We start from the raw sequence: 12491 nt of genomic DNA on the forward strand, positions 1-12491 counted from the left end.
TGAAGTAAAAAGGCGTCTGTCATCCTGAGCGGAGCGAAGGACCTTTTTACGTGTGAACGATGGGCGTACCAACGACTCGTTTAGCCGTGAGAAGGTCCTTCGCTCCGCTCAGGATGACAGACGCCTTTTTACTTCATAATTCCTTCTGTTGCCGTAGCAGCCGCTCGTATTCACGCTCCACTAGCCGGTCTCTACCCCACAAGCCATACACGCCTACCCCCTGTGCCACCAGTCCAATACCCCAGAAGAAGGTAGCCCACAGCGGCCACGGAATAGGATAGGAGCCGCGCCCTGTGAGGGCCCAGATGGTCCAGAGCAGGGCATTCACCCAAAAATAGGTGAACAGGCTGGCCTTGAAGCGGGCGCGGGCTTTGGCCTGGCGCCAGAGTTGGGGGTCGCGGTTGATGAGCTCCATAGTAAAGAGGATAACGTGGTGAAACAGTGCATGAAAAGTAGCCCATTACTTACCCGAGCACAATTCTTTCCTACCGAACCAGCAACTTTTTGGGCCGAACCGTCTTACAACAGGGATGAATGGCGCTGCCATCCTACCCTACTTACGCTTACTGCTACTGCTATGGCTATTACTGCTGCTAACTGGCGCACCGACGCCCAAACCTTCGGCCGCATCCTGCTCTACCAGGGCGACATCACGCGGGTGGATACCGACGCCATTGTGAATGCCGCCAACTCTTCCCTGCTGGGTGGGGGCGGCGTAGATGGAGCCATCCATCGGGCCGGCGGGCCGGCCATTCTGGAGGAGTGCCGCCAGATTAGGGCGCGGCAGGGTGGCTGCCCTACCGGCGAGGCCGTACTTACAACGGGTGGCGCGCTGCCGGCCAGCTACGTGATTCACACAGTAGGGCCGGTGTGGAATGGCGGTACTAAGGGTGAAGCCGAGCTATTGGCCAATTGCTACCGCAACAGTCTGCGCCTGGCGGCCGAGAACCAGCTTACCAGCGTGGCGTTTCCGGGCATCAGCACCGGCATCTACGGCTACCCTAAGGCCGATGCGGCCCGCATTGCCGTGCGCGAGGTGCAGGCCTTCCTGAAAGAAAATGAGCTGCCGGCTAGCGTGGTATTTGTGGCCTACGACGAAGAGGCGCGCTGGGTGTACGAGCAGGAATTGCTGAAGTAGAGACGGCCTGACACTACCCTACTCTTCTTGAAGCACAGGCACAGCCGCTGGCACGCACCGCACGTATGGGGTAGGTAAACTTCAACCCAACGCACCATGTTTGACCAAGTAGACTGGCATGCCATCTTTGTGCCCAACACACCTTTGCTCGAAATTGTCGTGCGGGGTACGCTTATCTACCTGGGGCTGTTTTTGTTGCTGCGCGTAGTGCTGAAGCGCGAGTCCGGCACGCTGGGTATCACCGACATGCTGTTTGTGGTGATGATTGCCGACGCCTCCCAGAATGGCATGGCCGGCGAGTACCGCTCCGTTACGGAAGGCATTCTCCTAGTGGGCGTTATTATTCTTTGGAGCTATTGCTTGAACTGGCTGGGTTTTCATTACCCTGTCTTTCAGCGACTGATAAAGCCCGACAAGCTCCTGCTGATTCGAAACGGGCAAATGCAAAAAGACAACATGCGCAAGGAGCTGATAACCCGCAGCGAGCTAATGAGCGAACTGCGCACCAACGGCTTGACAGACATATCCAGCATCAAAGAAGCCTACATGGAGCCTTCGGGGCGTATCAGCATCATTCGCTTTGAGGAGGAGCAGAACCCACCCCCAGAGAAACCGCTGACTTAGCATCTTCCTGCTCCGGCGCCACGAGCCGCAGGCTAGCCGAGTTGATGCAGTAGCGCAGCCCGCCGGGTGCGGGGCCATCTGCAAACACATGGCCCAGGTGCCCCTGGCACACGTTGCAGCGCACCTCTACCCGCTGCATATGGTGGCTGTGGTCGAAGCGGTACCAGATGGCATTTTTGTGGGCGGGCTGGGTGAAGCTAGGCCACCCCGAAATAGCGTGGTACTTGGTGGCAGCGCTGAACAGCAGACTACCGCACCCGGCGCACACATACTCACCCGGCTCGTAGGCCCGGCAGTAGGCGTTGCGGTAGGGCGGCTCGGTGGCCTGCTCCCGCAACACCCGAAACTGCTCGGGTGGCAGCAACTGCGCCCATTCCGCCGCCGATTTCTCTACCCGGCGGGGCGGCTCAGGGTTGCCGTACCGAGCAAAGGTGACCACATCAAGCCAGCGCAGCATAAGCTCAGCGGTGGCTATTTGTCAAAAAACAGGTTGTAGACAATCCACGCTAGTGCCAGGATAGCCATGGCATACCAGCCCCATTTGTTGTAATTGTCGGGTTCTTGGGGGGCACCGCCGGTGCGGCGCCGCATCTTTAGGCCGGGAAGGTTCATGCGCGATGCGAGAAGAAGAAGGAAGATGGCAAGCTATTCTTCCCATACGTAGCTACCCCAGCAGATAGTTCGATTTGCCGGGGTAGGCGCAGCGCGGCGCTATCAACTACAGAAACCACATCTGCGGACCAGGATAGGAAACCGCTACCGCATCGCCCGGCGCAGCGGGGGGCGTGCTACTTTTGGCCGTGAAGCGGCTGCCCAGCAACTCCACTTCCGTTTCGTAGTAGCTGCCGAAAAACCGTACGGCCTGCACGGTGGCCACGGTAGCTCCTTCGGTAGCCGCGGTGGTCAGCTCCACCTGTTCGGGGCGTAGCAACAGTTGTTTGCCTTTCGGTAGGCGGCGGCTGGCGGCTTTGGTGAGGGCGCGGGCCGCCGGGCCGGCCACCAGGTGGTAATCACCGAACAAGGAGGCGGTGTATTCGTCGGTGGGTTGCTGATACACTTGCACAGGTGGGCCTTGCTGCACCAGCTGCCCTGCTCGCAGCACCAGCAGCTCATCGGCCCAGGAAAGCGTGTCCAAGGGGTCGTGCGAGACGAGAGTGCAGGTGATGCTTAGTTGCTCGCCCAGGTCGCGTACCACGTCCTTCAGAATCTGCTTGTGCACGCGGTCGAGGTTAGAGTAGGGCTCGTCGAGGAGAAGTAGGCGCGGCGCGGCCAGCAGCAGACGGGCCAGGGCAATGCGCTGCCGCTCGCCGCCGGAGAGGTGGTCGGTGCGGCGCTGCATGAGGTGGTTGATGCGGCAAACTTCGTACAGATCGGCCGCGGCGTTGCCCCGCAGTTTGTTGGCATAGCGCAGCACTTGCTCTACCCGCAAAAACTGCGGCAGCTCGAACTGCTGCGAGAGGTAGGCAATGCCGGCCTGGCCGGGAATCAACTTTTCAGCCGGACCGCGCACTCGGCTTCCCTCAAACAGCACGGTACCCGTGGAGGGCTGCACCAGCCCGGCAATGGTTTGCAGCAGCGTGCTTTTGCCCGAACCCGTTTCGCCGGCCACGGCCAGCTTCTGGAAGCGTTGTTGCGTGAAGCTGATGTCTTGCAACGCGAGGTTGCCCTGCTCCTCCAGCCGGATGTCTGATACAGTCAGTAAGCTCATTTGTAGTTATTCTGCCGGCCCAGTATTGCGCCCCTGGGCTATGGAGTGGTTTGCGAGTTAGGTGCTTTTCGGGCCGAAGTACTCACTTATACCGGACTTCGGCACAGGTTAGGTGCCGCTGACTCTTATTCGCGTTGTGGGGCAAGCGCTGGTGCGAAGTGCAGGCAACGGTAGTCGCGTGCGGCACGTCCTTTACACATTTGCTACCTTCAGGCCTCATCCTACTCTTTTCCCTCCCCTCATGAAAACCCTACCCTTGCTTGCGCTGGCGTTTAGCCTACTCACTACGCCCCTGCTCGCGCAGCAAAACCCTGACTGGGCCAACCTGAAACGCTATGCGCCCGCCAACCAGCAGCTGAAGGCACCCAGCACGGGCACGCCCCGTGTGGTGCTGATGGGCAACTCCATTACCGACGCCTGGCCCCGCACCGACTCAGCCTTTTTTGCCGGGCGGCCCTACGAATACGTTGGGCGCGGCATTGGTGGACAGACCTCCCCACAAATGCTGCTACGTTTCCGGCAGGATGTGCTAAATCTGCGCCCCACTGTGGTAGCTATTCTCGCAGGTGCCAACGACGTGGCCGAAAACACTGGGCCCTACGACCAACAGGCCACCCTAAACAACATCAAGTCGATGGCGGAGCTGGCGCAGGCCAACGGGGTGCGGGTGATTTTGTGCTCGGTGCTACCCGCCTATGATTTTCCGTGGCGCAAAGGCCTCACGCCCGCTCCTAAGATCATTGCCCTGAATGAGCAAATCAAAGCCTACGCCCAGCAGCACAACTTCGTATACCTCGACTACCACACGGCTCTTGCCGACGAGCGCCAGGGCCTGCCTGCTAAATATGCCAACGACGGCGTGCACCCTACCCTGGCCGGCTACCGCGTGATGGAGCCGCTGCTGAACCAGGCCGTGGCTAAAGCGCTAAAGCAAAAAAGCAAGTAGCGATACTCTGGACTGTGCTGTGGCAGCGCGGCCAGAATGGTTCGGTCGATATAAAACGTGCCGAACGGAATGACACAGGCCAGCAATACTTTCCAGGTAGTCTTGCTGAACTTCCAGCGGTACTCCACCCCTACGCGCAAGGTGTTCAACACAAAGAGCAGAAACAACAGGCCGTGTATGGGGCCCAGCGTGCGCACCAGCGCCGGGTTGTTGTAGAGATGCTTGAGCGGTACGGCCACGCCTACCAATACTAGCAGCGAAATACCCTCTAACAGGCCCAACAAGCGCAACCGGCCCACAGGGCTTTTCAATGAAATACTCATGTGCAGAAAAACTTAAAAGCGGAAACAGGGCCGGCTCGCCAGGGGCGAGAAAGGCCATGGAATAGCCAGAAAAAGCAGTAGCAGCGCCGCCGTAAACCACAGCGCCATGGTGCGGAACTTTGCTGGGCTGGTAGGGCGACGCTTGGCCAGCGACGAGCCAATGGTCAGGACCACAATAGCTACCGTCATCAGCACCACGTGCAGCAGCCCGAAGAACAAGGGTTGCTGCTCGTAGGTAGCATCGTGGCGGTGGGCCAGAAACTGACTGACCGTTGGGCTTTGAAAATAGAGCACGTAGCCCAGCATCAGCTGCACGTGGGCTATTGTTGCTGTGGTATGGCGGATTGTATTATCGAGCGGCGTGAAAGCGTACTGCCCCAGCCATCCTCGGTACGACCGGTACAGGCCCAGCCCCAAACTCAGCAGCACCACCCAGCGAAACCAGGAGTGCAGCGTTAGAAAAAACAAGTACATCTTCTTGCATTGCGTACGACCGCAAAGGTCGGCGCCAGGGTGCCCACAGAGTAGGACAAACCACGCCGAAACTAGGACGTTGCCATCCTTTTGCGAAAGCCCAGCGGCGTCACGCCCTCGTGCTTTCTGAATAAGCGGCTGAAATACGAAGGATCGGCTACGCCTACCTCCTGTGCTACCTCGCTGATGGTTAGCTGGCTTTGATACAGCAGTACCTTGGCCTCCAGCACAATGGTCTGCTCAATCCAGCGAGCGGGCGACTTTCCCGTGGTTGTTCGCACTGCTTTGGCCAAGTGATTGGGCGTCACGTGCAAGCGCTCGGCGTACTCCCCTACCTGGTGCAGCTCGCGTAACGAAGTGGCCAGCAATTGCTTGAAGCGATTGGTGAGTTGGGTGGCCGCCGTGGGGGTGCCTGGTGAGCTAGCCGCGTAGGCACGATTCAACTCACTGAGCAGGGCCAAGAGGTAGGCGCGCAGCACATCGGGGTACGCTAGCTGATGTTCTTGATACTCAATCAGCAACCGGTGCAGCAACTGACGCACAAAACCAGCTGTAGCAGTATCGAGCGACAAATAGGGCTTGCCCCAGAATTGTAGGAAGTCATAGGCTACGCCACTAGCGGCAGTCCCAAGCAGAAAATCGGGATGGAAGTGGCAAAGAAAACCAGTATTGATGTCGCCTGGCGAAAAAGAAAATACCTGCTCAGCCCGCACAATCAACAGCTCACCTGCCTGGATAGTGTAAGAATCGGTGCCGACACGCATTGTGGCCGTACCGGAGGTGAGAAACAAACAGGAATGCGCTATGGCCCGCGTGGGCGGCACAGCCCGCGGAATGTGCTGGTACATCTGCTCCACCGCCACTACAAAAAATGCTTCCGAGCCGGTATTCGTCAGGTGCTCCAGAGGCGGATTGTGCGGCATGTGCCGCCGCAAAAATTCAGGAGAATCGGAGGTAGGAATAGGTGCTGGCTGTGCCATAGTAATGGGCTACCTGCGCGGTGATTCAGCAAAGAGCAGACCCATCTTGCTTCAATACCTTCAGCAGAATGCCTTTAGTAAGCATTTTATCAAAAAGCCAGCAAGCTACCATTGGTCAGCGGACTATACCTGTAACCCAGCCAGCACGTGCTCTATTTCTGCGAACAACAGTCGAGCCGAAACCGCTGGCTGCACGCAGCGCTGCTGCAAGATTGTAAGGGCTTCTACCGTCGCCGCCGTTTCGGCCGTAGCCTCGGCGTGGGCCAGTAGTTCTTCCAGCAGGCAGCCAAAGGCCCGCACTTCCAGCCGTTGCAAGGCAGGCGCCGTGGCCGTACCCAAATCGAAGAAACAAGCCGCGCCGAAGTCGCCTAGCAGGCATTCGCCAGCAGTGGTATTCAGGATGTTGTGCGCGTACAGGTCGCCATGCAGGATGCCCTGGGCGTGCAAGTGGGCGGTGGCCGAGGCGATGCCGTGAGCTAGGCGCAGGGCGGCGGGTAGGCTGAACGTGGTGCCGGGCGCGTATACGTCGCGGGTGCAGGAAGCGAGGCTGGGCGGGCCAGCCAGGTTACCAAACGCGGGGTCAATCAGCTCCAGCACCAACCCCTCGGCCTGGGCGGGGTGGTGGCTGATCTTGCCTTCCACGGCAATCAGATTGGGATGCCGGCCAGCGCTGATGCACGCGGCCATTTCGCTGTGCGGCAGCCCGTCGCTGGTGACGGCGCCTTTGAACAGCTTTACGGCCACTGGCTGCGTTGCGCCTACATCTTGTTGCCACTGGCCGCGGTAGATCACGCCCGACGCGCCCTCACCCAGCTGTTGCTGTATGGTCAGCGCCTGCCACTCAATGCTGCGGATGGGGTGCCGGGCCACCACGCGGGCTTCTATCTCGTCGCAGAAGGGGTTGCCGGCGTAGGCCAGCCAGCTCAGTCGGGGTAGCTTCAGCAGCCACGTGGGTAGGGCTGAGAAGCGGTTGGCGGCAATACGCAACAGCTCCAGGTTGGTGCAGGCAGCCATGGTTTCGGGTAGCTCGGTGAGCTGGTTACCGGCCAACATCAGCTTTTGCAGCTCCCGGCAATTGCCCAGTTCTGGTGGCACGGCGGCCAGTTGGTTGTCCGTCAGGATCAGCCAGCGCAGCCGGGGCGGCAGGGCAGCGGCGGGTAAGGTCTGGATCTGGTTGGCTTTGAAGCCAATCATGCTCAGGTGCGGCAGCTGACCCAGCACCTCCGGCACGGTGGTAAACTGGTTGTCGGAGCAAAAAAGCACGCGCAACTTGTGCAGCCTACCCAAATCATCGGGTAGGGACGACAGCCGGTTGCCCGATAGATTCAGAATTTCCAACGAATCAGCCAGATCGAAGATTTCGCGGGGAAACTCGGTGAGGCCGCAGGAGAGGTCGAGGCGCTGGATGCCGGCGAGCTGGCCGGTGCGGAGTTGGTCGAGGGTGTGCATGGGTAAGGAACCTCACCTCCCGGCCCCCTCTCCTCGGGGAGAGGGGGAGCCTGACGCTGGTTCAACGCAGCCAGTTCGGCTCTCGCCTCACTGGCTGCTACCGGGGTATGGTGTATATAGTGGCTTTTTAGTGGGTTTTATTCTGGCGGGGGCCTACCCCACCAGCTTCTCAAACAGCCGATCCAGCGTTGCGCTGGGGTCTTCACACAGGCCGGGGTGCACGGCGGAGGTTTGCACAATGGTGCTGCGCATGGCCGTGAGCCAGCGGAAGCGCGAGGCCACCGGCAGCTGCCCAATGGGGCCACCCGCGCGACGGCCGGCGCAGATGCGCTCGAAGGCGTGTAGGCGGGCGTGCAGGTCGGCCAAGTCAAGACCCGGGCCGGCAAAGGCTTGCAGGCGCGTTTCGGGTACGGTGAAGCGCACTTGCAGGAAGCCTTGGGAGGCGCAGTATAGGATAACGCCCACGTTCAGAAACTCTTCGCGCTCCACGCGGGGCACCATGCGCAGCACGGCGTACTCAAATAAGTGCTTGTCGGGCATGGTTGGCTTCCTGCACAAAGGTTTCGGATGCGGCCAGACGGGTAGTCAGGAACCGGACGTAATTCTCGCGCTGCTCGGCGGGCGGGGCGGTGGTAGAGGCGTCGGCCAGCAGCCACTCTTCGGGCACTAGCTCCACTAGCTGACGTATGCGCTCGGGCGTGAGTAGGGCACGGTATTCGGCATCCACGGCGGTTAGCTCGCTGGCCTGAGGTAGGAGCACGTGGTCTTTCACCTGCGCAAAGGTACGCTGGCGGCCAGGCTGCGCCCAGTCGGGGCCGGTGTGGTGCACATAGAGCGCCGCGCCGTGGTCGATCAGCCACAGTTCCTGGTGCCACATCAGCATATTGGTGTTGCGGGCGGTGCGGTCCACGTTCAGCGTGAGGGCATCCAGCCACACGATTTGCGAGGCCAGCAGCGGCGCTACCTGGTTCACCAACGGGTCGAAGGTGACGGCACCAGACAGATAGTGCAGGCCTAGATTCTGGCCCGTACTGAAGCGCAGCAGGTCCTGGATTTCCTCGTCGGGCTCGGTGCGGCCAAAGGCCTCATCAAGCTGGCAAAACACCAGCTCGGGCACGCGCAGGCCCAGGGTGCGGGCCAACTCGCCTACGATCAATTCAGCAATCAGGGCCTTTAGCCCCTGCCCCGCGCCCCGAAACTTGAGCACGTACAGGAAGCCGTCGTCGGCCTCTACCAGCGCGGGTAGGGAGCCGCCCTCGCGCAGCGGCGTCACGTAGCGCGTCACCTCCACGGTGCGCAGTTCGGGTTTGCTTTCCATTATTAGGTGCATAGTTCGGGATTTATCGGGCAATGATAACAGGGGCCCGGCTTTTTGGTGGGCGGATGGCGCGGGGCTGTGCCCCGTGCCGGCTATGTGCAGGCCTCCGGCCTGCGTCGTTAGAACGATTTGCGTATGCTCCAACTGGCGCGGACGGTGGCAGGCCGGAGGCCTGCACATAGCCGGCACGGGGCACAGCCCCGCGCCATCCTACCTCCTACCCTTACGAGCTGCACGAGAGCGTGGCGCTGCCGGGCTTGGTGCTGGCCCACTCGGGGCGCTTGGCGGCCAGGGCCTCATGCTCGGGGTGTTCATCGTAGGGCGTGCGCAGGACGTGCTGCAAGGTGTTCAGCAACGACAGGTCGCCGGTTTCGGCGGCTTCGATGGCTTGCTGGGCGAGGTAGTTGCGCAGCACGTACTTGGGGTTGGCTTGCAGCATTTGTTCGCGGATGGCGGCGGGTGTTGCCGTTTCCTGGCGTAGGCGCGTCAGGTACTGACCTAGCCATTGTTGTAGCGGCTCGTGGGCGGGGCTACCGGGGGCGGTGTAGGTGGCAGCTTCCAGCAAATCCTGCACGGCTTGTTCCTCTGCGGCGCTGTTTTCCAACAGCATGGGGGCTACGTATGAGAGTCCACGAAAAAACAACGTCATATCGGCCTCGGCGGCGGTTAGGGCGTCGGGTAGGGCCGACAAGAACTCTAAGTCGGTAGGCTGGGGCGTGAGACCGAGCTTGCGGAACAGCAGGGTGCGGTAGGTTTTGGTGAATGTGCCGGCGTAGCTATTGAGCGCCGGCGTTAGGTCATCGGCGCTGCCTACCAGGGGCACCAGGGCCTGGGCCAGCATCATCAGGTTCCAGAGGGCCACGCGGGGCTGCTGCCCGAAGGCATAACGACGTTGCCCGAAATCGGTGGTGTTGGGGGTCCAGTCGGGGTCGTAGGGTTCCAGCCAGCCGTAGGGGCCATAGTCGATGGTGAGGCCCAGAATAGACATGTTGTCAGTGTTCATCACGCCGTGCACGAAGCCCACGGTTTGCCAGTGCGCCACCATCACGGCCGTGCGACGGCATATTTCCGCAAACCAGCTCAGGTACACTTCAGGCGAGGGCGCGCCCAGTTCGGGGTAGTGGTGCCGAATCACGTAGTCGGCCAACTCCCGCAGGTTGTCGATTTCGCCGGTGGCCGTGAGCAGCTGGAAGCTCCCGAACCGCACAAACGACGGCGCCACCCGCGCCACAATGGCGCCCGGCTCGGGCAGCGGGTTGCCCGAGTAGAACATGTCGCGCACCACCTCGTCGCCGGTACCTACCAGGCTGAGCGCCCGCGTAGTAGGCACACCCAGGTGGTACATGGCTTCGCTGCACAGAAACTCCCGCACCGAGGAACGCAGCACGGCCCGACCATCGGCGCGGCGCGAGTAGGGCGTGGGGCCGGCCCCTTTCAATTGCACTTCCCAACTGGTACCGTCCAGGGCCATCAGCTCGCCCAGGGAAATGGCGCGGCCGTCGCCGAGCTGCCCGGCCCAGCTGCCAAACTGGTGCCCACCGTAGCGCGCGGCCACCGGTTGCATGCTGGGCGTCACCAAGTTGCCGGCTAGTGCTTCCACGGCAGGGCCACGCTCAGTCGGGCGCGTCAGGCCCAGAAAATCAGCCAGCTCCTCGGACCAGGCCAGCAGGTGCGGGTCGTGCACGGGGGTAGGCGCCGCATGCGAGTAGTGGTAGCCGGGCACCTGGCGCGGGCCCAGGTCGCCGGCTGTATCGCCGCGCAGCTCCTCGGCAAAGGAGTTGCGAAACGAAGCCTGATCGACGGAAACAGTGGAATAAGACATATAGAAAGAGGCGCGAACTAGTTAGGAGGTGTTATCAGTGACCTGTCAGGTTTCGACAAACGGATGCCAGATGACGCGCAACAGGCTATAGGTACTGAAACACCTTCAACACCCAGCCGGCACGCAGGTTTCCAACGGCGCCCAATATTCCTTGAAAAACTACACCGTAACCGACTGTCCTGGCTGGCTCAGGCGGTGAAACTGAATGCCTTGCTCCGCAAAATGCGGCTCGTAGGTGTCGTAGCGCTGCTCCACAAAAAAGTCTTTCGCGTAGCCGTCGTGCACGGGTAGGATTTGCTGCGGCTCTAGCTGCCGGGCAAACTCAGCTACCCGTAGCTCGGTGAGGAAGGGCGCCATCACGGGCAAGATCAGCAGCTCTACCCGCTTGAACTTTTGCAGAATAGGAGAGAAAGAATCGGCGGGGTTCAGCACTTTGCCGTTGATGAAAAAGGCCAGCATCTGAGGCAACTCGCTGTCCAGAATAGGCTCGTGGGGTACGCTGATAGCTTCTAGCTGAAAGGCGCCTACCTGCAAAGTACCTTCCTCCACCACTTGCACCTTCAGGCCGTAGGGCTTCAACTGATCGGCTACTTCCGGCGTCGATAGCACCGCGGCACCGCTTAGGCGCACGATTTCCTGGAGCGCTTTTACGTCGAGGTGGTCGGGGTGTTGGTGGGTGATGACGACGGTAGACACATTCTTAAACGTATCGGGCGTTACTGCCCCGTCGGCAAACGTGAACGTGCCAGGGTCAAAGAGCAACTGCTCGCCGTCTTGCTCCAACAGCAAACAGGAGTGGATGTATTTCGTGATTTTCATAGCGTAGGATGTAGATAAGGAGTGGCGAGATGCCTCACCACTAGACTTTTTATAAAGTCTTGGACCGACCAACGCGCCGGATTTGCGTTATTTTGCTTGTTCAATAGCTGGCAGCACCTCTACTTTCTACCCAGTCGTATCCTCTTTGGTTGTCCGCTGCTATCGATTCTTATTTGCTTGCTATGCCGACACCTGACTCCGCTGCCTTCTCTACTGCCAACCTGCAGCCGACCTTCTCTGCCGACGATTTGCTGGTGGGCCTGCTGGAAGTTTCGCATACCTGCATTCTGCTGTTGAAGCCAGTGTGGGCCGAAAATGCTACCCTTGTTGACTTCGAGTTTGTGCTGCTCAATACCATGGCCCAGCAGATGCTCCAGCTCCCGGCGCAGCCCACGGGCACGCAGCTAGGCCTCTACCCACAGAGTCGCCTCAATGGCGTGTTCGACTTTTACTGCCGCACCTTTCTCACGCAGCAGCCCGGAAAGCATCACCTTGATTATCAAATTAATACTACTACTCCCTTCTACCTCTCGGCGCGCCGGGCCGGCGAGGGACTACTGGTGAGCTTTAGCAATAGCGTAGCCTATAGCAGCACCAGCATTGAGGAGGCGCTGCGTGCAAGCCAGGCCCGCGAGCGGGCCGCCCTGGCCGATGCTGAAACCCAGCGCAGCCACCTGGAGCGGCTGTTTATGGAAGCCCCGGCCATGATTACCATTTTGGAGGGCCCCAACCATATTTTCAAACTGGTGAACCCCTTATACCAGCAACTGGTAGGACCGCGTGCCTTACTGGGCAAGCCCATTGCCCATGCCATGCCGGAGTTGCAGGGACAGCCGATCTTTGATCTGCTCGACAAAGTGTACCAGACCGGTGAGCCGTTTCACGCCACT

Annotated in this window: 15 protein-coding genes and 1 pseudogene; 4 read left to right on the plus strand and 12 right to left on the minus strand. The window is 60.2% G+C overall.

What is annotated here, in order from left to right; translation table 11 throughout:
* Positions 1-133: 133 nt before the first annotated feature.
* Complete coding sequence (locus tag KYK14_RS19735; RefSeq protein ID WP_219161333.1) at positions 134-415, minus strand: 2TM domain-containing protein; 282 nt, start codon at positions 413-415, stop codon at positions 134-136.
* Between the two features lie 162 nt (positions 416-577).
* On the opposite strand from KYK14_RS19735, the gene KYK14_RS19740 reads away from it, so the two are divergent.
* On the plus strand, positions 578-1138 hold the full coding sequence (locus KYK14_RS19740; RefSeq protein ID WP_219161336.1) for an O-acetyl-ADP-ribose deacetylase: 561 nt from the start codon (positions 578-580) through the stop codon (positions 1136-1138).
* Positions 1139-1234: 96 nt separating this feature from the next.
* Positions 1235-1762 (plus strand): DUF421 domain-containing protein, encoded by a 528-nt coding sequence (locus KYK14_RS19745; RefSeq protein WP_185280544.1) that lies wholly within the window; start codon positions 1235-1237, stop codon positions 1760-1762.
* Here KYK14_RS19745 and msrB read toward each other — a convergent pair.
* From msrB to KYK14_RS19760, 3 genes are all read right to left on the minus strand, one after another.
* Positions 1710-2219 (minus strand): peptide-methionine (R)-S-oxide reductase MsrB, encoded by a 510-nt coding sequence (msrB, locus tag KYK14_RS19750; RefSeq protein WP_219161339.1) that lies wholly within the window; start codon positions 2217-2219, stop codon positions 1710-1712. The two genes, KYK14_RS19745 and msrB, sit on opposite strands and share 53 nt — an antisense overlap.
* A gap of 14 nt (positions 2220-2233) precedes the next feature.
* A complete protein-coding gene (locus KYK14_RS19755; protein ID WP_208307055.1) occupies positions 2234-2374 on the minus strand; it encodes a hypothetical protein in 141 nt (46 codons plus the stop codon).
* Positions 2375-2480: 106 nt separating this feature from the next.
* Entirely contained in the window at positions 2481-3470 is a 990-nt protein-coding gene (locus KYK14_RS19760) for an ATP-binding cassette domain-containing protein (protein ID WP_219161342.1), read from the minus strand.
* A 241-nt stretch (positions 3471-3711) separates the two neighbouring features.
* Here KYK14_RS19760 and KYK14_RS19765 point away from each other — a divergent pair, with 241 nt between their 5' ends.
* Positions 3712-4416 carry an SGNH/GDSL hydrolase family protein gene (locus tag KYK14_RS19765; protein ID WP_219161345.1) on the plus strand — a complete coding sequence of 235 codons (705 nt, stop codon included), beginning with the start codon at positions 3712-3714 and terminating at the stop codon, positions 4414-4416.
* Here the strand turns inward: KYK14_RS19765 and KYK14_RS19770 are convergent.
* The 8 genes from KYK14_RS19770 to KYK14_RS19805 all read right to left on the minus strand — a co-directional run bounded on the left by KYK14_RS19770 (position 4350) and on the right by KYK14_RS19805 (position 11601).
* A complete protein-coding gene (locus tag KYK14_RS19770) occupies positions 4350-4739 on the minus strand; it encodes a DUF3817 domain-containing protein (RefSeq protein ID WP_219161347.1) in 390 nt (129 codons plus the stop codon). The two genes, KYK14_RS19765 and KYK14_RS19770, sit on opposite strands and share 67 nt — an antisense overlap.
* A gap of 12 nt (positions 4740-4751) precedes the next feature.
* Entirely contained in the window at positions 4752-5213 is a 462-nt protein-coding gene (locus KYK14_RS19775) for a hypothetical protein (protein WP_219161351.1), read from the minus strand.
* Positions 5214-5284: 71 nt separating this feature from the next.
* Complete coding sequence (locus KYK14_RS19780) at positions 5285-6193, minus strand: helix-turn-helix domain-containing protein (protein WP_219161354.1); 909 nt, start codon at positions 6191-6193, stop codon at positions 5285-5287.
* Between the two features lie 123 nt (positions 6194-6316).
* A complete protein-coding gene (locus KYK14_RS19785) occupies positions 6317-7642 on the minus strand; it encodes a leucine-rich repeat-containing protein kinase family protein (protein WP_219161357.1) in 1326 nt (441 codons plus the stop codon).
* 153 nt (positions 7643-7795) lie between these two features.
* The gene (locus tag KYK14_RS19790) at positions 7796-8182 is read right to left on the minus strand and encodes a DUF3037 domain-containing protein (RefSeq protein ID WP_219161359.1); all 387 of its coding nucleotides are present in this window, start codon (positions 8180-8182) and stop codon (positions 7796-7798) included.
* Positions 8160-8960: a HipA family kinase gene (locus tag KYK14_RS19795; RefSeq protein WP_219161362.1), complete on the minus strand. Its 801-nt coding sequence runs from the start codon at positions 8958-8960 to the stop codon at positions 8160-8162. Before KYK14_RS19795 ends, KYK14_RS19790 begins: the two co-directional genes overlap by 23 nt.
* 223 nt (positions 8961-9183) lie before the next feature.
* Positions 9184-10782 carry a protein adenylyltransferase SelO gene (locus KYK14_RS19800; protein WP_219161365.1) on the minus strand — a complete coding sequence of 533 codons (1599 nt, stop codon included), beginning with the start codon at positions 10780-10782 and terminating at the stop codon, positions 9184-9186.
* 159 nt (positions 10783-10941) lie between these two features.
* Positions 10942-11601, minus strand: coding sequence for an MBL fold metallo-hydrolase (locus KYK14_RS19805; protein ID WP_219161368.1), 660 nt, complete (start codon positions 11599-11601; stop codon positions 10942-10944).
* A 182-nt stretch (positions 11602-11783) separates the two neighbouring features.
* Between KYK14_RS19805 and KYK14_RS19810 the strand changes: the two are divergent.
* Positions 11784-12491 (plus strand): annotated as a pseudogene (locus KYK14_RS19810) (PAS domain-containing sensor histidine kinase); the annotation flags it as partial.

It is taken from the genome of Hymenobacter profundi (assembly GCF_019334315.1).
Classification (GTDB): Bacteria; Bacteroidota; Bacteroidia; order Cytophagales; family Hymenobacteraceae; genus Hymenobacter; species Hymenobacter profundi.